Raw genomic sequence first — 22,376 nt, 5'->3', positions numbered from 1 at the left:
AAATAACCGCGATGCGGCAGATACACTTTGCATCATAAGAGCCTCGCGTGAGGCTCAGGACTGTTTTTCATGAAGCCCACCCCTAAAACCACCTCTTCCCCAGTGCCCTCGGCGGAGCCGGCTTTCCTTGAAGCCGAGGACTTTGACGAACTCGACGCCATCCTCGACGACTTGCGCACCCGCTACGACGAGACGCCGCAGTGGGAATTCTGCGAGGGCTTCATGGCCGCCGTGGTTTGCTCGCGGCGCCCCATCGCCGCCGCCGAATACCTGCCTGTGCTGCTGGCCGTGCCCGCCGAAGGCGAGGCGCCGGACCCGGAAGGCGGCTCCTTCGCGAGCGCCGAACAAGGTGGGCGCTTCCTCACGCTGTGGAACCGGCGCTGGCACGAAGTCGAAACGGCGCTCGATGCCGAAGTCGATTCGCTGGAAGACGACAACTGCTACCACCCCGAGGTGATGGACATACGCGGCGCCGTGGCTGAGATGGCGCCCGAAGAGCGCGCCGCCTTCAAGGGCGAAGACCTGCCGGCCTTTGCCCAGGTCTGGGCGCTTGGCTTTATGTTCGCGGTCGAGAGCTGGCCCGACGAATGGATGGCCCCGCGCGACAAGGACGCCGCCAAGTGGCTGGACGGCGCGCTGCAGGCCGTGGTCGCCATGACCGAGGACGACACGGCCGCGCCCGAGGTTTCACCCCTGAGCGAAGACGGCGCGCCCAGCACCAGCATTGCCCGGCTCAATGCCTTCGGCGAAGCCATCTGGGCGGTGTACGACCTGCGCGAGTTGTGGAAGACCCTGGGGCCCAAGGTGGAGACGGTGCGGGTTGAGGCCACGCCGGGGCGCAACGACCTTTGCCACTGCGGCAGCGGGAAAAAATACAAGAAGTGCCACGGCGCGGGCTGATCCCGTTGCGCTTACTGCTCCAGCGACACCAGCAGCCGCTCCATGATGGCGTGCGCATAGCGGCTCGCCACTTCCTCGACAAAGCGCGGGAAGTCCACATGGGCGCTGTCGTCCGCGCGGTCCGAGATGGTGCGCACGGCCGCAAAGGGCACACCGTAATCGAGACAGACCTGCGCTACGGCGGCGCCTTCCATCTCGACTGCCAGCACCGCGTGGCCCGCGCTCGTGAGTGCGGCATGCAGGCTGCGCGACTCGCCGGCGCCTGACACAAACCGGTCGCCGCTGGCGATCAAGCCCAGGTGCACGCGCGCGCCCGGAAAGGCCGCGCTCGCGCCGCCATCACCGCCGCCACCCAGCGCCGCCGAGGCCGCACTGAACAGCAGGGCCGTGAGCGCGGCATCGCCCTCGAAGCGGCTGCGGCCATACAGCGGCACCTCATAACGCGGAAACAGCGGCGAGGCATCGAGGTCATGCTGCACAAAATCGCTGGCCACCACGACATCGCCGACATTCACCCCCGCACCCAGGCCGCCGGCCACGCCGGTGAACACCATGCGGCGCACGCCAAAGCGTTCGATCAGCGCGGTCGCCGTGGTGGCGGCCGCCACCTTGCCGATTCTCGACAAGGCCAGCACCACGGGCCGGCCGTGCAAGTCGCCGAGCCAGAAATCGCGGCCGGCGTGCGTCACCTTGCGCGGCTGGTGCAGCAGTTCCATGAGGCCTTGCTGCTCCTGCAACAGGGCACTGAGGATGGCGATGGGGGCTGGAGAGCTTGAGGCGGTCTGGGAAATCGGCATGGCAGGATTGTGCCCACAAAGCACAGGCGCAAAAAAGGGCGACTCGCGCCGCCCTTAGAAAACCTTTGCAGGCTCTAAAAACTTGTTTGCCGGCGGCTTATTTTTTGTCCCGCAGCTCACGACGCAGAATCTTGCCGACCGGTGTCTTGGGCAGGTCGGTGCGGAACTCCACCACCTTTGGCTGCTTGTAGCCGGTCAGGTTGGCCTTGCAGTATTCGCGCACCTGGGCTTCAGTGAGGGCCGGGTTCTTCTTCACAATCACCAGCTTCACGGCTTCGCCGGATTTTTCGTCGGCCACGCCCACGCAGGCGCATTCCATCACGCCGTCAAGCTTGGCGACCACGTCTTCGATCTCGTTCGGGTAGACGTTGAAGCCGCTCACCAGGATCATGTCCTTCTTGCGGTCGACGATCCTGAAGAAGCCGTTTTCATCGAGCACGCCGATGTCGCCGGACTTGAAGTAGCCGTCGGGCGTCATGACCTTGGCGGTCTCGTCGGGACGCTGCCAGTAGCCGGCCATGACCTGCGGGCCCTTGATGGCGATCTCGCCGGGCTGACCTTGCGGCACTTCGTTGCCATCGTCGTCGAGCAGTTTGAAGTAAGTGCCGGGGATCGGCACGCCTATGGTGCCGGTGAAGGCCTTGCTGTTGGTCGGGTTGCAGCTGGCCGAGGGCGAGGTCTCGGACAGGCCATAGCCCTCGCAGACCGGGCAGCCGGTTTTTTCAAGCCACAGCTTGGCCACCGCGCTTTGCACGGCCATGCCGCCGCCCAGCGACACCTTCAGGTGCGACCAGTCCACGGTGTTGAAGTCCGGATGGTTGGCCAGGCCGTTGAACAGCGTGTTGACCGCCGGGAAGCTGTTGACCTTGTGCTTGGAGAGCTCCTTGAGCACGGCGGGCAGGTCGCGCGGGTTGGGGATCAGGATGTTTTTGCCGCCGGTGCGCATACCCAGCATCATGTTCACGGTGAACGCGAAGATGTGGTACAGCGGCAGCGCGCAAACGTAAGTGGGTTGCTGGCCGGCCTGCATGCTGGCCATGGCCGGGCCGTTCCAGGCCTCGGACTGCAGCACGTTGGCAATCACGTTGCGGTGCAGCAGCACCGCGCCCTTGGACACGCCGGTGGTGCCGCCGGTGTACTGCAGCACGGCCACGTCGTCGGGCTTGATGTCGGGGCGCTTGAGCGTCGCGCGCGTGCCCTGCGCCACGGCGTCGTTGAAACGCACGGCGCCGGGCAGGTTGAAGGCCGGCACCATCTTCTTGACGTTGCGCACCACGTAGTTGACCAGCGCGCCCTTGAGCATGCCGAGCTGGTCGCCCATGGCGCACAGCACCACGTGCTTGACCGGCGTGGCGGCGATGCACTGCTCCAGCGTGTTGGCGAAGTTCTCAATGATGACGATGGCCTTGGAGCCTGAATCCTTGAGCTGGTGCTCGAGCTCGCGCGGCGTGTATAGCGGGTTGACGTTGACCACCACGTAGCCGGCGCGCAGGATGGCGGCCACGGCCACCGGGTACTGCGGCACGTTGGGCATCATGATGGCGACGCGGTCGCCTTTGGCCAGACCCAGGCTTTGCAGGTAGGCGCCGAAAGCCTGCGACAGGCTGTCGGTCTGGGCGAAGGTGACATCCTTGCCCATGAAGCTGTAAGCGACGCGGCTGCCGTACTTCTTGAAGCTTTCCTCCATCAAGGCCACCAGCGACGGGTATTGCGACGCGTCGATGTCGGTGGGAACGCCCGGCGGGTAAGCCTTGAGCCAAGGGCGGTCAATGGTCGCTGCATTCATGTTTGTCTTCTCCATTACGTTTTGCTTACAGCCATGGATTCTCACGGCACGCCCTCTTCGTGGCTATTGCGTTTTCCCTAGGAAACCCGGGAAATCAGAAGGGAAGCTCCTCTAAACCAGAGGGAGCGGCGCGGGGCCGCGGGAAAACCCGTCGGCCGGCGCTTATTGCTTACTCGATGGCCTTGCCCATGTCTTCAATGACCTTTTTGGCGTCGCCGAAGACCATCATGGTTTTGTCCATGTAGAAGAGCTCGTTGTCCAGGCCCGCGTAGCCGGCCGCCATGGAGCGCTTGTTGACGATGACCGTCTTGGCCTTGTAGGCCTCCAGGATGGGCATGCCGTAAATGGCGCTGCCCTTGACGTGCGCGGCGGGATTTACCACGTCGTTGGCGCCCAGGATGATGGCGACGTCGGCCTGGCCGAACTCGGCGTTGATGTCTTCCATTTCATACACCTGGTCGTAAGGCACTTCGGCCTCGGCCAGCAGCACGTTCATGTGGCCCGGCATGCGGCCGGCCACCGGGTGGATGGCGTACTTGACGTTGACGCCCTTTTCGATGAGCTTTTGCGCCAGCTCTTTGACCGAGTGCTGCGCGCGCGCCACCGCCAGGCCGTAGCCGGGCACGATGATCACGGTTTCGGCATTGCCCAGGATGAAGGCGGCGTCATCGGCGGAACCCGACTTGACGGGGCGCTGCTCTTTGGCGCCCGCGGCGGCCGCGCCGGGCTCACCGCCGAAGCCGCCCAGGATCACGTTGAAGAAGGAGCGGTTCATCGCCTTGCACATGATGTACGAGAGGATGGCGCCCGATGAGCCGACCAGCGAGCCGGCGATGATCAGCATGGAGTTGTTGAGCGAAAAACCGATGCCGGCCGCCGCCCAGCCCGAATAGCTGTTGAGCATGGACACCACCACCGGCATGTCGGCGCCGCCGATCGGGATGATGATCAGCACGCCCATCACGAAGCTCAGCGCCAGCATCGCGAAAAAGGCTGGCCAGCTGCCGGTGAACATGAACACCAGCCCGAGGCCTATGGTCAGCAGGCCCAGGACCAGGTTCAGCTTGTGCTGGCCGGCGAACTGCACCGGCGTGCCCTGGAACAGGCGGAACTTGTAGGTGCCCGACAGTTTGCCGAAAGCGATCACCGAGCCGCTGAAGGTGATGGCGCCAATGGCCGCGCCGAGGAACAACTCGAGCCGGTTGCCGGTGGGGATGGGATTGCCTTTGGCCGCGATGCCGAAAGCGTAGGGCTCGGCCACGGCGGCCACGGCGATAAAGACCGCGGCCAGACCGATCATGCTGTGGAAGAAAGCCACCAGCTCGGGCATCTTGGTCATTTCGACCGTCTTGGCGCGCCAGGCGCCATAGCCCCCGCCGACCACCAGGCCCAACAGAACATAGCCCATGCCAAGGGCCTTGCCGCCCGAGATTTCGACGATCAGCGCGGCCGTCGTCAGCATGGCAATGGCCATGCCGACCATGCCGAACAGGTTGCCGCGTATCGAGCTGGTGGGGTGTGACAGGCCCTTGAGCGCCTGAATGAAACAGACGGAAGCTACCAGGTACAGCAGCGTGACGAGGTTCATGCTCATTTGGCGGCTCCTTCAGCGGGCGCGGCGGCTTTCTTTTCTTTCTTGCGGAACATCTCGAGCATCCGGCGCGTCACCAGGAAGCCGCCGAAGATGTTGACGGCCGCCAGCGCCACGGCCAGCACGCCCATGGTTTTGCCCAGCGGCGTTTCGGTCAGCGCGGCCGCGAGCATGGCGCCCACGATCACGATGGCCGAAATCGCGTTGGTCACCGCCATCAGCGGCGTGTGCAGGGCCGGCGTGACGGTCCACACCACGTGGTAGCCCACATAGATGGCCAGTACAAAAATAATCAGGTTGATGATGGTGGGTGACACTGCATCCATGGTCTTCTCCGTGAGAGCTGCGCCGGCCTTGGGGCCGGCCTTATTACGATGGGTCCGGGGGCTGGTGGGTTCGAGGCGGCTATTTGCGTTTGACTTCGCCACCTTGCGTCATCAGGCAGGCTGCAACAATGTCGTCTTCAAGGTCGATCTTCAATTCACCCTCTTTGGTGATGATGAGCTTGAGGAAGTCGAGCAGGTTGCGCGCGTAAAGCGCACTGGCATCGGCCGCGACCAGCGCCGGCACATTGGTTTCACCGATCAAGGTCACGCCGTGCTTGACCACGGTCTTGCCGGCTTCGGTGAGCGGGCAGTTGCCGCCCTGGGGCGCGGCCAGGTCGACGATCACGCTGCCGGGTTTCATGGCCTTGACCATGTCCTCGGTGACCAGCACCGGAGCCGCGCGGCCCGGGATCAGCGCCGTGGTGATGACCACGTCGGCTTGCGCGACGCGCTTGGCGACTTCGGCCTTTTGCCGTTCCAGCCAGCTGGGCGGCATGGGTTTGGCATAACCGCCCACGCCGACGGCGGCTTCGCGCTCTTCATCGGTTTCATAGGGCACGTCGATGAACTTGCCGCCCAGCGATTCGACCTGTTCTTTCACGCTGGGGCGCACGTCGCTGGCTTCAATCACCGCACCCAGGCGCTTGGCCGTGGCGATGGCCTGCAGGCCGGCGACGCCGACACCCAGGATCACCACGCGCGCGGCCTTGACCGTGCCGGCCGCCGTCATCAGCATGGGGAAGAAGCGCTGGTAGCGGTCGGCCGCCATCATCACGGCCTTGTAGCCGGCGATGTTGGCCTGGGAAGACAGCACATCCATGCTTTGCGCGCGGCTGGTGCGCGGCGCGGCTTCGAGTGCGAAGGAGGTCAGCTTGCCCGCGGCCAGGCGCTGCAGCCCGGCGGCGTCAAAAGGATTGAGCATGCCAACCAGCACGCCGCCGGCTTTGGCCAGCCCCATTTCGCTGTCCAGCGGGCAACGCACCTTGAGCACGATGTCGGCGCCGTAGGCGCCCGCCGCGTCGGTGATCTCCGCGCCGACGGCCGTGTAGGCTTCGTCGGGAACGCTGGCGGCGACGCCGGCGCCCGACTGCACCCGGACGGTATGCCCCTGGGCCTTGAGCTTTTTGGCCGTTTCGGGCGTGATGGCGACGCGTGTTTCTCCGGCCGTGATTTCGGCGGGTACCCCAATCAGCATGGGTCTCTCCTCAGTACGTTGGTATGGGCTTGGTGGACATCAGCCCGCGGGCGGGCTTGTGCGCGATCTGTCTTCTGCGTGTGTGTTTGTACCTGTCATGAAGCTTACATGAGATTTTTGCGATTTTTTGTCAGGGCAGTCTATAGTTTTTGCCTGTTCCAATGCTGGCCACAAAAATAAGCCCCATCAACCGCCATGCGGCTGACGGGGCTGTCCTGCCCGGCGGTGCGCCGTGTTATTTGGCCGTGGGCATCACGAACTCGGCGCCCTTGCCGATGCTTTCGGGCCAGCGCTGCATGATGGATTTTTGCTTGGTGTAGAAGCGCACGCCCTCTTCGCCATAGGCGTGCATATCGCCGAAGAGGCTCTTTTTCCAGCCGCCGAAGCCGTGCCAGGCCATGGGCACCGGAATCGGCACGTTGATGCCGACCATGCCGACCTGGATGCGCCGGCTGAACTCGCGCGCCACATTGCCGTCTCGGGTGAAGCAGCTCACGCCGTTGCCGAACTCATGGGCGTTGATGAGGTTCACCGCTTCGGCGAAATCCTTCACGCGGACGCAGCCCAGCACCGGGCCGAAGATTTCTTCCTTGTAAATGCGCATCCCGGGCGTGACGTGGTCGAACAGCGTGCCGCCCATCCAGAAACCCTTGTCGCAGCCGGCGCCGGCCTGGGCGCCCGTGAAGCCGCGCCCGTCGACCAGCAGCTTGGCGCCCTCTTTCACGCCGGTGTCGATGTAGCCCGTGATGCGCTGGTGCGCAGCCGAGGTGACGATGGGGCCCATCTCGGCGTCAAGTTCCACGCCGTTCTTGATCACCAGGGTCCTGGCGCGCGCTTCCAGCATGGGCACCAGCTTGTCGGCGACATTGCCGACCAGCACGGCCACCGAGATCGCCATGCAGCGCTCACCGGCCGAGCCGTAGCCCGCGCCTATCAGCGCGTCCACCGCCTGCTCGAGGTCGGCGTCGGGCATGACCACCATGTGGTTCTTCGCGCCGCCCAGGGCCTGCACGCGCTTGCCGTGGCGCGCGCCGGTCTCATAGATGTAGTTGGCGATCGGCGTGGAGCCGACAAAGGACACGGCTTTCACGTCGGGGTGCACCAGCAGCGCGTCGACCGCCTCCTTGTCGCCCTGCACCACGTTGAAGACGCCGTCGGGCAGGCCGGCTTGCTTGAGCAGGTCGGCCATGAAGAGGCTGGGGCTGGGGTCTATGGGGCTGGGCTTGAGCACAAAGCAGTTGCCGGCGGCAATCGCCACCGGGAACATCCACATCGGCACCATCACCGGGAAATTGAAAGGCGTGATGCCGGCCACCACACCGAGGGGCTGGCGCAGCGTCCAGTTGTCGATGCCGGTGCTGACCTGGTCGGTGAAGTCGCCCTTGAGCAGTTGCGGGATCCCACAGGCGAATTCCACGATGTCGATGCCGCGCGAGACTTCACCCTGCGCGTCGGTGAAGACCTTGCCGTGCTCGGCGGTGATCATGTGGGCCAGCTTGTCCTTGTTCTGGTTCAACAGCTCCAGGAACTTGAACAGCACGCGCGCGCGGCGCAGCGGCGGCGTGTCGGCCCAGGCCGGGAAGGCCGCCTGCGCGGACGCCACGGCGGCGTCGACCTCGGCCGTGCTGGCCAGCGCGACGTGGCCCGACACCGCGCCGGTCGCGGGGTTGAAGACTTCCTGGCTGCGGCCCGAGGCCGGTGCGGCGACGCGGCCTTGCAGGTAATGGCCTATGGTGGCCTGGGGAGCGGTGGCGGCGGGGGATAAAGACATGGGGAATCCTGTGGAAGTGGCCTGGCGGCGGGTTGCAAGCGCCGAAAAGGTCGGCTTGATGGCAGTCTAGGCGCGCAGGGCCGGATTGATAACTCCCTCATTTGTGATTACATTGTTCATATTTTTGAACAATCAGACGCCTGGAGCGCTTCACCGATGTCCTCCGACCAGCTTTCCCCCCTCGTGGCCGACCTGCACCTGCTGACCGTGCTGGCCGCCACCCGCAGCTTTACCGAGACGGCGCGCCGCCTGGGCGTCTCCAAGGCCTCGGCCAGCATGCGCATCAGCGAACTGGAGCGCGCCGCCGGCGTGACGCTGGTGCGGCGCACCACGCGTTCGGTGGGACTGACCGAGGCCGGCCAGCAGCTGGTCAACGGCATGCAGCCGGCCTTCAACCGCATCAGCGAAAGCTATTCGGCCGTGAAAGACCTGGTGGGCACGCCGCGCGGGCTGATCCGCGTGACCGCGCCGGTCGCGCTGGGACGGCAGCACCTGGCGCCCTGCGTGGCGGCCTTCCTCAAGCGCTTTCCCGAGATCCACATCGAGCTCGAGCTGACCGACCGCTTCGTGAACCTGGCCAACGAGGGTTTCGACCTGGCGATACGCCACACCAACGCGCCGCCCGAGACCCATGTGGCCTGGGTGCTGTGCGAGACACGCTCCATCCTGCTGGCCAGCCCCGACTACCTGGCGCGGCGCGGCGTGCCCACGCAGCCGGCGGAACTCGCCGCGCACGACTGCCTGCTCTACCTGGGCAGCCACAACACCGCAAGCTGGACCTTTGTGCGCAGCGGAAAGCGCAAGTCGCGCGAACAGGTCGGCGTCAACATCACCGGCACCCTGAAGGCCAACAACAGCGAAGTGCTGCGCGAGGCGCTGGTGGCCGGCCTGGGCATAGGCCTGCTGCCGGACTTCAGCGTGCCCGCGGGCGGCGGCCAGTCCCCATCTCTGGTTCATGTGCTTCCCGACTGGCAGGTGCAAGGCTTCTTCGGCGAGCGCATCTATGCCCTGCGGCCCTGGTCGGCCCAGGTGCCCAAGGCGGTGCAGTATTTTGTCGAGCACCTGCGCGAGAGTTTTGCCCGCGGGTTCGGTGCCGTGCAAGCGGCGCCGATGTCATAGAAGCTGCTCAACCGGGCCCGGGGAAAAATACCCGGAAGAACTGTCACCCGCGCCACGGATAATCACGGCCATGAACAATCGATGGAAGCCCAGCGTCACGGTCGCTGCGGTCATAGAAAAAATAATCGACGGCGTCCCCAAGTTCCTGCTGGTGGAGGAGGAAACCCGGGACGGCCTGAAGCTCAACAACCCCGCCGGCCATCTGGACCCGGGCGAAAGCCCGGTGCAGGGCTGCGCCCGCGAGACGCTGGAAGAGACCGCCTTCCACTTCAAGCCCACCGCCATCGTCGGCATCTACCTTTCGCGCTTCGAGCGGGCCGTGCCCGGGCAGGACGAAGCGCTGGACATCACCTATTTGCGCTTCGCCTTCTGCGGCGAACTCGGCGAGCACGTGCCCGGCCAGGCGCTGGACGAAGGCATTGTGCGCACCGTCTGGCTGACGGCCGACGAGATCCGGGCCAGCGTCCCCATGCACCGCAGCCCCCTGTTGCTGACCTGCATGGAAGACTACCTGGCCGGCAAGCGCTACCCGCTGAACCTGGTGACCACGGATCCCAGTGTGCATGCTCCGCTGGGCCAGGGCAGTCCTCAGTAAAGAATCCGCTGCGCCACAGGCGGCGGTGTCCATTGGTACAGCCAGGTTTCCGTCAATGACTGGCCGTCGACCTGCAAATGCATGCGCAGGTTGATGGGTGCGGTGCTGTCGCCATCGGGGCGCAGGTCGAACATGGCGCGCCAGCCCTTGATGGCGTCCAGCGGCCGGGCCGACGTCAATTCAATCGTGCCGCGCGAGGCGGTGATCACGGCTTTGACCTGGGCCTTGGCGCTCAGCAATCCAAAGTCGCCACCCGCAAAATCGACGGCAAAACGCCATGCATAGGCTGTGCGCTTTTGCCCGACCACGCCGCCCAGGCCGGTGCGCGTGGCCACGCAGCGCGCCAGCGGCCCTTGCGCGGCAGGCGGCTGGCCACCCCAGTGCAACCGGTAGGAAAACAGCAGTTCCTGCCCTGCCTGCGGCTTGTCCCTGGGGTTCCAGAAGGCCACGATGTTGTCAAAGGTTTCGTCCACCGTCGGGATTTCCACCAGCTGCACCGAGCCCGCACCCCAGCCCGTTTTGGGCTCGACCCACAGGCTCGGGCGCTTGTCATAGAACACGCCGTCGTCCTGGTAATGGTCGAAGTTGCGGTCGCGCTGCATCAGGCCAAAACCGCGCGGGTTGTCGTCCTGGAAGGCGTTGAATTGCAGTTGCGCCGGGTTGGTCAATGGGCGCCACAGCCATTCGCCCGTGCCGCTGTGCATGGCCAGGCCGTCGGTGTCGTGGATTTCGCCGCGCCAGTCCCAGCCCATGCGCCTGTCGTTCTCGCCGGTCTGGAACATGCTGGTGCACGGCGCGATGCCCAGGCGGGCTATGGTTTTACGCGGGTACAGCGCCACGTCCAGGTCCATGACCTGCGTGTCGCCCGGCGTGATTACAAAACGGTAGGCGCCGCTGACACTCGGCGAGTCCAGCAGGGCGTAGACGGTCAGTGAAGCCGATTTCGGGTCCGGCTTTTCGAGCCAGTAGCCGATGAAATCCGGAAACTCTTCCGGGAAAGTTTGCGCCGTGTCGATGGCCAGGCCACGTGCCGACTGGCCATACTGCCATTCGCCGCCCACCGCGCGAAAGTAGCTTGCACCGAGGAAGGCCGCCACGTCACGCACCGGATCGGTGTGGAAATTCAGCCGGAAGCCGGCAAAACCGAGATCGGCGGGCAGCTTGTCGCCCCGCACACCGCTTTTTCCGTAATCAAACATGGCCGGGTCATAGGCCAGCTCCTGCGCCTGGCCGTTGCTCACTTCATGCATGCGCACCGGTGCCTTGAAGAACAGGCCGAGGTGGAAAAACTTGGCCACGAAGCGCAGCTTGTCATCGCCCCACAAGGCATGGTCGTCACGAAAGCGGATGGCCTGGTGCTGGTCCCAGTTCAAGTCCGAAATACCGGCCGGCAAGGTTGTCGACCGGGGCTGGAAGGGTTTGGCCGACAAGTCGCGCGCCTGGCCCTTGAGCACCGCGTAGTCGAAGGCCTGGGCTTTGCCCACGGGCTTGAGGCCCGCAGCCTGGGCCAGTGACGAAAGCCATGGCAGCCCGGTGGCCATGCCGGCAGCCGTGACGGCCTGCCCGGTGCGGGAAAGAAATTGACGTCGTTGCAATGTGGCAGCTCCTGCAAGAAGGGGGCATTCCATTGTGCTGGAAACACCTGCAAAGATGCGGTGCAGCCATCGACAATAGTCCGAACGGCTTAGCAAACCCGGCGGTTTGCTCCGGCGAGCCGCGCCCGGGCGCGCCATCATCCCCGCAAACCCCCGGTGTTTGGGGCTGCGGGGATAATTGCCCCATGGGTCAAAAAGGCAAGTCCGCGCAGCGGATCGTCGTGGGTTTGAGCGGAGGCGTGGACTCCGCGGTGACGGCGCACCTGCTCAAACAGCAGGGCCACGAGGTCATCGGCATCTTCATGAAGAACTGGGAAGATGACGACGACAGCGAATACTGCTCGTCCAACATTGATTTTGTCGACGCCGCGGCCGTGGCCGACGTGATCGGCATCGAGATCGAGCATGTCAATTTCGCGGCCGACTACAAGGACCGCGTGTTCGCCGAATTCCTGCGCGAATACCAGGCCGGCCGCACGCCCAACCCCGACATCCTGTGCAATGCCGAGATCAAGTTCAAGGCCTTCCTGGACCACGCCATGCGCCTGGGCGCTGAAAAAATCGCGACCGGACACTATGCACGCGTGCGCCACAACGAAGCCAGCGGCCGGCATGAGCTGCTCAAGGGCCTGGACCCGGCCAAGGACCAGAGTTATTTCCTGCACCGGCTGAACCAGGCGCAGCTTTCGAAGACGCTGTTCCCGGTCGGCGAGCTGCACAAGACGGAAGTGCGCCGCATTGCCGACGAGATCGGCCTGCCGAATGCCAAGAAAAAGGACTCGACCGGCATCTGCTTCATCGGCGAACGGCCTTTCCGCGATTTCCTGAACCGCTACATCGCCAAGGCGCCCGGCCCCATCAAAAACGACAAGGGCCGCGTGCTGGGCGAACACGTGGGCCTGTCCTTCTATACGCTGGGCCAGCGCCAGGGCCTGGGCATAGGCGGCGTGAAAGCCAAAGGCGCCGACTTGAAGGCCGCGCAGGCGCGCGGGCTGCGCGGCGTGGGCGAACACGAGCCCTGGTTCGTGGCGCGCAAGGACCTGGAGACCAACACGCTGTGGGTGGTGCAGGGCCATGAGCATCCCTGGCTGCAATCGACGATGCTGACGGCGCAGGACTGCAGCTGGGTGGCCGGCAACGCACCGGCGCCGGGCGCCATGGCGGCCAAGACGCGTTACCGGCAGGCCGACGCGCCCTGCGAACTTCGCCAGTCCTCCATAGCCGGCTGTGAGCTGGCGTTCAGCGATGCGCAGTGGGCAGTTACACCGGGGCAGTCGGCCGTGCTCTACCAGGGCGAGGTCTGCCTGGGCGGCGGCGTGATCACCGCCAGCAATGTGCAGAACCAGTCGGCGGCGCCACCTCACACCGGCGCGGCGCGTCACAGCGCCGTTTCGACGTAGGTGTAGATGTAGTTGGAGCCGCCGTTGACGTTGCCCAGCAGGCGCGACGAGCCAAAAATCCCCGAGCGGTGCGACACGCCGAAACCGATGTAGGTTTCCTTGAGCGGCCGGTAGCCGATCAGGTCGCCCAGGCTCACGTCGAGGGTCGGGTCCAGGAAGTTGAGCATGCGGGATGCCGGCTTGCCGTTGGCCGCCAGGCTGGAGGACTCGATGTAAGGGGCGCGCTGCGCCATCGACACCCCCACGCCCAGGCCCAGCCGGGTCTTCACGCGGTCGCTCCAGGGGAAGCCTGAATACACGGCTTTCATGAACAGGTCGAGCTGCAGTCCGTTGGGCTGCAGGCCGCGGTCGTTGTGGTGGGTCAGGCCCACATAGCCGATGAAGTCCAGCGGCCAGCCGTTCACGTTGTTGATGAAAGGCTTGCCGATCTGCACGCCGCTGATGCTGGTCGGGTTGGTCTTGGCCGTCGACAGGCACTGCGCCGTGATGATCTTGGCCAGGTGGCAGCCGTCCTCGGTGGACTTGCCGTACAGCACCTTGAAGTAAGTGGGCGAGCCGTCCTCGGCCCACTCGCGCTTATGGCCGCCGAAGTCGTAGGCCGCGCCCACATAGACCGCGGGCAGCACGCTTTTTTGCACGATGGGGCTGTCCTTGACCTTGTTTCCCAGAAACGTCGCCGATACGCCGGCCAGCAGGCGCCAGCGTTCCGTGACGTCATAGGAGCCGTAAAGGCCCAGCGAAGTCTGCACGCCCGCGCCGGGCTCATAGGCGGGACGGCCCGCTGTAGCCTCGCTGGTCCGCACGCCGTAGTAATAGTTGTTGAGCTTGGCGTCGCGAAACGCCACCGTCAGGCTGGGGCGCAGCATCCACGGGCCGGAGCGCCAGTCGTAGGTATAGCCAAGGCGGAATTCATTGCCCTTGTAGGTGTTGCCGATGTCGTGCACCAGCTCGGCCTGCAGCGTGCCCCAGGGCTGGCGCCAGCGGTAGGCCAGGCCGAGGTCGATGGCGGAGTCACGCGCCGACATGCCGGCCAGGCTGGCCGGCAGGCGCTCGGTGGGAAAGCCCTCCAGGCGCTGCTCCACAAAAAGGTCCAGCCGCCGCTCGCTGCCGTTGAGCAGCTTCACGCCACCCCGGTTGGCATGCAGGAACAGCCGCTCGCCCTCGTAAAGGTAAAGCGGCAACAGGTCGTAGCGGGTGCCCCCAGGCCGCAAAGGCTGCCCAGTGCAAAGGTGGCGCCCAGAAGAAGGCTGCGCGGCGCGGAGATCAGGTTCGTCATTTTTTGTTGGAAATCTGCTGTTGGAAAGGGCCGCCGCCAGGCAGGGCGCTGCGGACACTCCGATGCTATCCATGAACGCCACGCCCCGGCCCGTTCAACTTGTAAGCAAAAAGGCACAAATGGGCTAGGCCGGCATGCCCTCTGAACCCATTTCCTCACACGCGGGCTCACACGTACACTGCCTATCGTCGGGTCTCCTTCAACTTTTTACGGAGCCTGTTATGCCCAAATTCGTGATCGAACGTGCCATCCCCGGACTCGGCGCCCTCAAGCCCGCCGAGCTGCACTCCATCTCCCAGAAATCGTGCGGCGTGCTGCGCGAACTCGGCACCGAAGTGCAGTGGGTGAAGAGCTACCTGACGGGAGGCAAGATGTACTGCATCTACAACGCGGCCAGCGAGGAACTCGTGAAGGAGCATGCGCGCAGGGGCGGCTTCCCGGCGGACTCCGTCGCGCGGGTCACCGGCGTCATCGACCCCACCACGGCCGAAGCCTGAGGCCCGCCGGTGGACGCGCAAACCCCCAGCGTGCCGCCGCCCCTGGGGCTTGCCGTCCACCTGCTGGGCCCGCCGCGCGTGGAGCGCGGCGGCCAGCCCGTGCCGGCGCCGCGCGGGCACAAGGCCTGGGGCCTGCTGGCCTACCTGGTGCGCAGCGATGCGCCGGTCAGCCGCAAACACCTGGCGGGCTTGCTGTTCGAGGATGCCGAAGACCCGCTGGCCGCCCTGCGCTGGAACCTCAGCGAACTGCGCCGCCTGCTCGGCCATGCGGAACTGCGCGGCGAACTGATCGCCCTGCCCTTGACGCCGGCCAGTTATGTCGACCTCAGGGCGGTGCTGTCGGGAAGCTGGGCGCAAGCCCTGTGCGTGCCCGGTCTGGACCGCGAACTGCTGGAGGGCATGAACTTTTCGGGCAGCCCGGCCTTCGAGGTCTGGCTCGCCGCGGAGCGCCGCCATCTCCAGGCCGCCGCGGAGGCCGTGCTGCGCGAGGCCGCCCTGGCCCGCATGGCCGCCGGCGCCATGGCCGAGGCGGCCGGACTGGCCGGCCGGCTGGTGCGGCACAACCCGCTCGACGAAAACTACCAGGCCCTGCTGGTGCGCAGCCTCGCGGCTTCAGGCGACGGGGTCGGCGCGGCGCGCCAGGCCGCCGCCTGCCGTGAATTGTTCCAGCGCGAACTCGGGGTGCAGCCCGGCGCCGCGCTGGATGCCGCCCTGCGCACAGCCACCGCGACGCCCACCGCGAGGCCCGCCACCGGGCGCGCCGCGGCACTCGCGCAACTGGAAGCCGGGGAGGCGGCGATTGGCGCCGGCGCGCTGGATGCCGGGTTGCAATGCCTGCGCCGCGCCATCGTCGAGGCCGACGCCACCGGCGACGCGGCGCTGCGCGCGCGTGCCCGCGTGGCCCTGGGCGGCGCGCTGGTGCATGCCGCGCGCGGGCGCGACGAGGAAGGCGCCACGGCGCTTCACGAAGCGCTGGAAGTCGGCCGTGATGCCTCGCCGGCGCTGGCCGCGGCGGCCTGCCGTGAACTCGGTTACGTCGAGTTCCTGCGCGGCCGCTACGAGCGCACGCTGGCCTGGCTGCAGCGCGCGGCGCCGCTGGCCGGCGGCGACCGCGCGGAGCAGGCGCGCATCGCCACCGTGCACGGCTCCGCGCTCAGCGACACCGCGCACTACGCGCCCGCCATCGCCCTGCTGCGAGAGGCCGAGGCGCTGGGCGCCGCCGCCGGTGACCCCAGGCAGCGCGCCTATGCGTTGTCCATGCTGGGCCGCGCGCTGCTGCTGCACGGCGAGCTGGACGCCGCCGCCGACGCCCTGGACCGGTCGGTGGCGCTGGCCCAGCCGGGCTGGACCGCTTTTGTACCCTGGCCGCAGTCGCTGCGGGCCGAAGTCGACCTGCTGCGCGGCGACGTGGAGGCCGCCGCGAACCGTTTCGAGCATGCCTTCGCGCTCGGTTGCCAGATCGGCGACCCATGCTGGGAAGGCATTGCCGGCCGGGGGCTGGGACGCGTGGCGATGGCGCGCGGCGAACCCCGGCGCGCCGCCGAAATCCTGGTCGACGCGCTGGCGCGCTGCGTGCGCCTGCCCGATGCCTACCTGTGGGGCAAGGGCTATGCGCTCGACGCGCTGTGCGGCGTCGCGGTGGCCGAGGCCATGCCCCAGGCCTCGGCCTGGGTCAACGAGTTGCAGGACCTCGCCGCGCGCAGCGGCATGCGCGAACTCACGGTGCGCGCCTGCCTGCATCGCGCCACCCTGGGCGACAGCTCGAGCGCGGCTGCGGCGAAGCTGCTCGCCGGCCAGATCGACAACCCCGCGCTGCACGCCCTGGCCGGGCTTTGACACCGGCGACGGCGCGGCCACGCCCGCACGGCAACACCTCAAAAGGCTCATGATGAATGCAAAATCCAAGGGCGCCGTACGTCACGGCGCAACCCGTCACCTGGTGCCCGGCCAGGCGCTGCGCCTGCCCCGGCGCGGCGGCGAACTGACGGTGCTGCGGGGCCGGCTCTGGCTCACGCGCAATAACGATCCCGGCGACCACTTCATCGACATCGGCCAGCGCGTGCGCCTTGGCGACCATGAGAACGCGGTGATCGAACCGGCCGGAAGCTCGCAGGGCGTGATCCTGCGCTGGGAGCCCCGCCGCGCGGGTTTTACCGGCGCCTGGTTTGCCCTGCCCTTGAGCGGCGCGGCCTTCCTGGCCTGGATGGCGGCGCGTGGCTTCGCCGCGCTGGCGCGCAACGCGGCGGCAGGGGCCAGGCGCGCACGCGGCTGTTGCGGCGACCGCCATGCCGTATTCGTTGCCCTGGAAGGCGGGGCGGCAAGGGAGCCGGGCCGCCGCTCCTGAAAGAAAAAAGGCCCGAGGCGTCAATGCCTGGGGCCTTTTTTTGTTCCGCTGGCGGCTTACGCCCTGCGGGTCAGTTGCGGGTCAGAACGGGATGTCATCGTCCATGTCGTCAAAGCCGCTGGCCGCCTTGGACGCCGCGGGTGCTTGCCGCGGTGCGGCTGCAGCCGGCGCGCGCGCAGGTGCGGACTGGCGCGGGGCTTCGTAACCGCCGCCGCCACCGCCGTCGTCACCGCCGGGACCGCCCATGCCCTGGCGGCTGCCCAGCATCTGCATCTGGTCGGCGCGGATTTCGGTGGTGTATTTTTCGATTCCGTCCTTGTCGGTCCACTTGCGCGTGCGCAGCGAGCCTTCCACATAGACCTGCGAGCCCTTGCGCAGGTACTGGCCGACGATCTCGGCCAGGCGGCCGTTGAACACCACGCGGTGCCATTCAGTGGCTTCCTTCATTTCACCGGTCTGCTTGTCCTTCCACTTGTCGGTGGTGGCGATGGTGACGTTGGCGACCTGGTCGCCGCTCGGGAAGCTGCGCATTTCGGGGTCGCGGCCCAGATTGCCGACGACGATGACTTTATTGACGGATGCCATGAGGGGTTCTCCTGAGCTGATCTACAGAGCGGGGGGCCCTGCTATTTATGAATGGCTACAGTTTAACTGGCTGGCCCGGCAAGGCCTCGCCGCCCGAGGGCTCCGTAGCCGCATGGCGGCCGGGCGCCCGCATGGGCCAGGCGACCAGCAGCCAGGCCAGCATCAGGCCGCCGCACAGCAGGAAAAGCCCCTGGGCGCCGTGCGCCTTGGTGACCCAGCCGCCGACCGCGCCGCCGGCAAAAAACCCCAGCGATTGAAGGGTGTTGTACACCCCCAGGGCCGCGCCGCGCGCCTGCGCGGGCGCCAGGCGGGACGCCAGGCTGGGTTGGGTGGCCTCCAGCACATTGAAACCGCAGAAAAACAGGAATAACAGCGCAGCCAATGCGGCCAGGCCGTGCGGCGCCGGGGCCGATGAGGCCACCCACAGCAGTCCCAGCTGCACCACAAAGACCAGGCCCACGGCGCCCAGGAACACCGCCCGCAGGTAGCCGCGCCGCTCCATGGGGAACAGCACCGCGCCCATCACGACAAATGAGGCCAGCACCGCCGGCAGGTAGACCTGCCAGTGGCCGGCCTTGTCCAGCCCAGCCGCCACCAGCAGCGCCGGAATCGCCACCCACATGGCCAATTGCACCGCATGCAGCACGAACACGCCGAAATCCAGCCGCAGCAGGGCCGGGTCTTTCAGGACTTCGAGCAGGCTGCCGCGCGGGCGATTCACGTGTTCTACCGGCTCGGGCGGCACCCACCAGGCGACTACCGCGATGCCGGCCAGCGCCAGCGCGCCGGTCAGGGCGAACAGGCCGTGCAGCCCGATATAAGCCGCGAGCAGCGGCGCGACGAGCAGCGAGAGCGCGAACATCAGCGCGATGCTGCCGCCCACAAGGGCCATGGCCTTGGTGCGCACCTCATCGCGCGTGGAATCGGCCAGCAGCGCGGTGACGGCGGCGGAGATGGCGCCCGCACCCTGCAGCGAGCGGCCGGCAATCAGCCAGTTCAGGTCCGGGGCCCAGGCCGCGATGAAACTGCCCAGGGCAAAAATCACCAAGCCGGAAATAATCACCGGTTTACGGCCCCACCAGTCCGAGGCGATGCCGAAAGGGATCTGCAGCAGGCCCTGCGTGAGCCCGTAAATGCCCATGGCCAGGCCGACGCGCGCCGGGTCGTCGCCGCCGGGGTATTTGGCCGCCTCCAGCGCGAACACCGGCAGCACCAGGAACAGGCCCAGCATGCGCAGCGCAAAAATCGACGCCAGCGAGGCGCTGGCGCGCCGCTCGGTGGCGGTCATGGGAAAGGACACAGGGGAGGATGGCGCGGGCACGGGAATAAAGCAGGCAAAAAGACTAAAAAACCGGAATAAAAAGGCCCAAGCCGGGGCGGATCGGGAGTTTGGGGCACCGGGGCGCGGCAAGCCCCGGCCGCCCGGACCTTGTCCAGACGGCTATTGTGCTTGAAACGGTGCTTCGGTCTATGATGGAGAGTTTTGCGGCTGCCACATCTTGAACTCTCCCGACGACAGCAAATACCTTGCCTCCCAGGCTGCGGAAGGCCGGCACGTGGCGGAGCCCGCCCAGGGCCGCTACCTGGCACAAGCCCTGGCGGCGCAGCGCATCAGCATTCGCGGGGCGCGCACGCACAACCTCAAGAACATCGACCTGGACATTCCGCGCAACCAGCTGGTGGTGATCACCGGGCTGAGCGGATCCGGCAAGTCGTCCCTCGCCTTCGACACGCTGTACGCCGAGGGCCAGCGCCGTTACGTCGAAAGCCTGTCGACCTACGCGCGCCAGTTTTTGCAGCTGATGGACAAGCCCGACGTGGACATGATCGAGGGCCTGTCGCCCGCGATCTCCATCGAGCAAAAGGCCACCTCGCACAACCCGCGCTCGACCGTGGGCACGGTGACCGAGATCCACGACTACCTGCGCCTCTTGTTCGCGCGCGCCGGCACGCCGTTCTGCCCCATCCACGACCTGCCGCTGCAGGCACAAAGCGTCAGCGAGATGGTCGACACCGTGCTGGCCCTGCCGGAAGACACCAAGCTGATGATCCTGGCGCCGGTGGCGCGCGACCGTAAGGGCGAGTTCGTCGACGTCTTCGCCGAAATGCAGTCCCAGGGTTATGTGCGTTTTCGCGTCGACGGCACGGCCTATGAGTTCGACGACCTGCCCAAGCTCAAGAAAACCGAGAAGCACAACATCGACGTAGTGATAGACCGCATCAAGGTGCGGGCCGATTTGCAGCAGCGCCTGGCCGAAAGTTTCGAGGCTGCGCTGCGCCTGGCCGACGGCAAGGCGATTGCGCTCGAGATGGATACCGGCAAGGAACACCTGTTCAGCGCGAAATTCTCCTGCCCGGTCTGCGACTATTCGCTCAGCGAGATGGAGCCGCGGCTCTTTTCGTTCAACTCGCCGGTCGGCGCCTGCCCGACCTGCGACGGCCTGGGCCACATGGAGTTTTTCGACCCGGCGCGCGTGGTGGCTTTCCCCTCGCTGAGCCTGGCCAGCGGCGCCGTCAAGGGCTGGGACAGGCGCAACGGCTATTACTTCGCCATGCTGGAAAGCCTGGCCAAACACTACAAATTCAACATCGACACGGCCTTCGAGGACCTGCCCGACAACGTGCAGCAGGTCGTGCTGCACGGTTCGGGCGACGAGGAAATCAAGTTCAGCTACGTGATGGACTCGGGCAACTTCGCCGGCAAGAAGATCAGCAAGAAGCACCCTTTCGAAGGTGTGATCACCAACTTCGAGCGCCGCTACCGCGAGACCGACTCCGCCGCCGTGCGCGAGGAGCTGTCCCGCTACCGCAGCGTGCAGCCCTGCCCCGACTGCGAAGGCACGCGCCTGCGCACCGAGGCGCGCCACGTCTACCTGGTCAGCGCGCCCGAGGGCGGCGCCCAGCCCCAGCGCAAGGCGATCTATGAGATCAGCCACGCCACCCTGCGCGAGAGCTTCGAGTATTTCAGCGTGCTCAAGATGGAAGGCGCCAAGGCCGAGATCGCCGCCAAGGTGGTGCGTGAGATCGGGCTGCGCCTGAAGTTCCTCAACGACGTCGGCCTCAATTACCTGAGCCTGGACCGCAGCGCCGAGACGCTGTCGGGCGGCGAGTCACAGCGCATACGACTGGCCTCGCAGATAGGCTCGGGCCTGACCGGCGTGATGTATGTGCTCGACGAGCCCAGCATAGGCCTGCACCAGCGCGACAACGACAGGCTGATCGGCACGCTCAAACACTTGCGCGACATCGGCAACAGTGTGCTGGTGGTCGAGCATGACGAGGACATGATCCGCGCGGCCGACCACGTCATCGACATGGGGCCGGGCGCCGGCATCCACGGCGGGCGCGTGATGGCCCAGGGCACCTTCGACGAAGTCAAGAACAACCCCGATTCGCTGACAGGCAAGTATTTGGCGCAGACACTGAAAATCGCCGTGCCCAAGCGCCGCACACCCTGGCTGCCGACGGTGAAGGCGGTGGAAACCGCCGAGAAGAAAAAGGCCTCGCGCTTTCCGCAAAGCCCGGCCGCCGAACGCCGCGCCGCGCGCGAGGCCGTGCACCAGGCCACGCTGGGCGACATGCAGGCGCTGCGCGTGATCAATGCCACCGGCCACAACCTGAAGGGCGTGAGCGTCGAGTTTCCGGTCGGCCTCTTGACCTGCGTGACCGGCGTTTCCGGCTCGGGCAAGTCCACGCTGGTCAACGACACGCTGTACACCGCCGTGGCCCGCACCTTGTACCGCGCGCACGAGGAGCCTGCCGCGCATGAAGCGATTGAAGGCATAGAACACTTCGACAAGGTCATCAACGTTGACCAGTCGCCGATTGGCCGCACGCCGCGCAGCAACCCGGCCACCTACACCGGCCTGTTCACGCCGATACGCGAGCTGATGGCCGAGATGAACACGGCCCGCGAACGCGGCTACGGTGCGGGGCGCTTTTCCTTCAACGTCGCGGGCGGCCGCTGCGAGGCCTGCCAAGGCGACGGCGTGGTCAAGGTCGAAATGCATTTCCTGCCCGACGTCTATGTGCCCTGCGACGTGTGCAAGGGCATGCGCTACAACCGCGAAACGCTCGAAGTGCAATACAAGGGCAAGAACATCGCGCAGATCCTGGACATGACGGTCGAGGTCGCAGCCGAGTTCTTCAAGGCGGTTCCCGTCATCGCGCGCAAGCTACACACGCTGCTGGACGTGGGCCTGTCCTACATCAAGCTGGGCCAGGCCGCGACCACGCTGTCGGGCGGCGAGGCGCAGCGCGTCAAGCTCGCGCTGGAACTGAGCAAACGCGACACCGGCCGCACGCTTTACATCCTCGACGAGCCAACGACCGGCCTGCACTTCGCCGACATCGACCTGCTGCTCAAGGTGCTGCACCAATTGCGCGACGCGGGCAACACGATTGTCGTGATCGAGCACAACCTGGACGTCATCAAGACGGCCGACTGGCTGGTCGATATGGGCCCCGAAGGCGGCGCCGGCGGCGGTACCGTGGTGGGCGTGGGCACGCCGGAAGACATCGCGGCCAATCCCGCCAGCCATACGGGACGCTACCTGGCGCGCCTGCTGTAATTTGCGTCGATGCACCTGGGCGCGCGCC

18 protein-coding genes are annotated in these 22,376 nt (G+C 66.2%); 8 read left to right on the top strand and 10 right to left on the bottom strand.

Annotated features, from left to right (window positions below; genetic code table 11):
* Window positions 1–69 precede the first annotated feature (69 nt).
* Window positions 70–900 (top strand): YecA/YgfB family protein, encoded by an 831-nt coding sequence (locus tag AC1D1F_RS18515; RefSeq protein WP_477674912.1) that lies wholly within the window; start codon window positions 70–72, stop codon window positions 898–900.
* 11 nt (window positions 901–911) lie between these two features.
* On the opposite strand, the gene AC1D1F_RS18510 is transcribed toward AC1D1F_RS18515, so the two are convergent.
* The 6 genes from AC1D1F_RS18510 to AC1D1F_RS18485 form a co-directional block, all read right to left on the bottom strand.
* Entirely contained in the window at window positions 912–1,697 is a 786-nt protein-coding gene (locus AC1D1F_RS18510; protein ID WP_477674911.1) for a 5'-methylthioadenosine/adenosylhomocysteine nucleosidase, read from the bottom strand.
* A gap of 97 nt (window positions 1,698–1,794) precedes the next feature.
* Window positions 1,795–3,483, bottom strand: coding sequence for a long-chain-fatty-acid--CoA ligase (locus AC1D1F_RS18505; RefSeq protein WP_477674910.1), 1,689 nt, complete (start codon window positions 3,481–3,483; stop codon window positions 1,795–1,797).
* Between the two features lie 169 nt (window positions 3,484–3,652).
* Entirely contained in the window at window positions 3,653–5,077 is a 1,425-nt protein-coding gene (locus AC1D1F_RS18500) for an NAD(P)(+) transhydrogenase (Re/Si-specific) subunit beta (protein WP_477696192.1), read from the bottom strand.
* A complete protein-coding gene (locus tag AC1D1F_RS18495) occupies window positions 5,074–5,400 on the bottom strand; it encodes an NAD(P) transhydrogenase subunit alpha part 2 (RefSeq protein ID WP_477674908.1) in 327 nt (108 codons plus the stop codon). Before AC1D1F_RS18495 ends, AC1D1F_RS18500 begins: the two co-directional genes overlap by 4 nt.
* Before the next feature lie 79 nt (window positions 5,401–5,479).
* Window positions 5,480–6,595 (bottom strand): Re/Si-specific NAD(P)(+) transhydrogenase subunit alpha, encoded by a 1,116-nt coding sequence (locus AC1D1F_RS18490; RefSeq protein WP_477674907.1) that lies wholly within the window; start codon window positions 6,593–6,595, stop codon window positions 5,480–5,482.
* A 235-nt stretch (window positions 6,596–6,830) separates the two neighbouring features.
* Complete coding sequence (locus AC1D1F_RS18485; protein ID WP_477674906.1) at window positions 6,831–8,366, bottom strand: CoA-acylating methylmalonate-semialdehyde dehydrogenase; 1,536 nt, start codon at window positions 8,364–8,366, stop codon at window positions 6,831–6,833.
* Window positions 8,367–8,522: 156 nt separating this feature from the next.
* Here AC1D1F_RS18485 and AC1D1F_RS18480 point away from each other — a divergent pair, with 156 nt between their 5' ends.
* Complete coding sequence (locus tag AC1D1F_RS18480) at window positions 8,523–9,485, top strand: LysR family transcriptional regulator (RefSeq protein WP_477674905.1); 963 nt, start codon at window positions 8,523–8,525, stop codon at window positions 9,483–9,485.
* A 70-nt stretch (window positions 9,486–9,555) separates the two neighbouring features.
* Complete coding sequence (locus AC1D1F_RS18475) at window positions 9,556–10,080, top strand: NUDIX hydrolase (protein WP_477674904.1); 525 nt, start codon at window positions 9,556–9,558, stop codon at window positions 10,078–10,080.
* Here the strand turns inward: AC1D1F_RS18475 and AC1D1F_RS18470 are convergent.
* Window positions 10,074–11,675, bottom strand: a complete 1,602-nt coding sequence (locus AC1D1F_RS18470; protein WP_477674903.1) for an OpgD/OpgG family glucan biosynthesis protein — start codon at window positions 11,673–11,675, stop codon at window positions 10,074–10,076. The genes AC1D1F_RS18475 and AC1D1F_RS18470 overlap by 7 nt on opposite strands.
* A gap of 185 nt (window positions 11,676–11,860) precedes the next feature.
* Here AC1D1F_RS18470 and mnmA point away from each other — a divergent pair, with 185 nt between their 5' ends.
* On the top strand, window positions 11,861–13,075 hold the full coding sequence (gene mnmA / locus AC1D1F_RS18465; RefSeq protein WP_477696191.1) for a tRNA 2-thiouridine(34) synthase MnmA: 1,215 nt from the start codon (window positions 11,861–11,863) through the stop codon (window positions 13,073–13,075).
* Here the strand turns inward: mnmA and AC1D1F_RS18460 are convergent.
* Entirely contained in the window at window positions 13,054–14,256 is a 1,203-nt protein-coding gene (locus AC1D1F_RS18460) for a MipA/OmpV family protein (protein WP_477700797.1), read from the bottom strand. The genes mnmA and AC1D1F_RS18460 overlap by 22 nt on opposite strands.
* A gap of 316 nt (window positions 14,257–14,572) precedes the next feature.
* Between AC1D1F_RS18460 and AC1D1F_RS18455 the strand changes: the two genes are divergently transcribed.
* From AC1D1F_RS18455 to AC1D1F_RS18445, 3 genes are read left to right on the top strand one after another with little or no spacing between them, the layout of a single operon-like run.
* On the top strand, window positions 14,573–14,848 hold the full coding sequence (locus AC1D1F_RS18455) for a DUF4242 domain-containing protein (RefSeq protein ID WP_477679118.1): 276 nt from the start codon (window positions 14,573–14,575) through the stop codon (window positions 14,846–14,848).
* 9 nt (window positions 14,849–14,857) lie between these two features.
* Window positions 14,858–16,684, top strand: a complete 1,827-nt coding sequence (locus AC1D1F_RS18450) for an AfsR/SARP family transcriptional regulator (protein ID WP_477696189.1) — start codon at window positions 14,858–14,860, stop codon at window positions 16,682–16,684.
* Window positions 16,685–16,736: 52 nt separating this feature from the next.
* Window positions 16,737–17,192: a DUF2917 domain-containing protein gene (locus AC1D1F_RS18445; RefSeq protein ID WP_477677570.1), complete on the top strand. Its 456-nt coding sequence runs from the start codon at window positions 16,737–16,739 to the stop codon at window positions 17,190–17,192.
* Window positions 17,193–17,273: 81 nt separating this feature from the next.
* Here AC1D1F_RS18445 and ssb read toward each other — a convergent pair whose 3' ends face one another.
* Together ssb and AC1D1F_RS18435 are read right to left on the bottom strand one after the other, a co-directional pair.
* Window positions 17,274–17,777: a single-stranded DNA-binding protein gene (ssb, locus tag AC1D1F_RS18440; protein WP_477677569.1), complete on the bottom strand. Its 504-nt coding sequence runs from the start codon at window positions 17,775–17,777 to the stop codon at window positions 17,274–17,276.
* 55 nt (window positions 17,778–17,832) lie between these two features.
* A complete protein-coding gene (locus tag AC1D1F_RS18435) occupies window positions 17,833–19,065 on the bottom strand; it encodes an MFS transporter (RefSeq protein ID WP_477677568.1) in 1,233 nt (410 codons plus the stop codon).
* Window positions 19,066–19,276: 211 nt separating this feature from the next.
* Here AC1D1F_RS18435 and uvrA point away from each other — a divergent pair, with 211 nt between their 5' ends.
* Entirely contained in the window at window positions 19,277–22,348 is a 3,072-nt protein-coding gene (uvrA, locus tag AC1D1F_RS18430; protein WP_477677567.1) for an excinuclease ABC subunit UvrA, read from the top strand.
* Window positions 22,349–22,376 lie beyond the last annotated feature (28 nt).

Source organism: Polaromonas sp. P1_H6, assembly GCF_056405195.1.
This window is presented reverse-complemented; position numbering and strand designations above follow the sequence as displayed.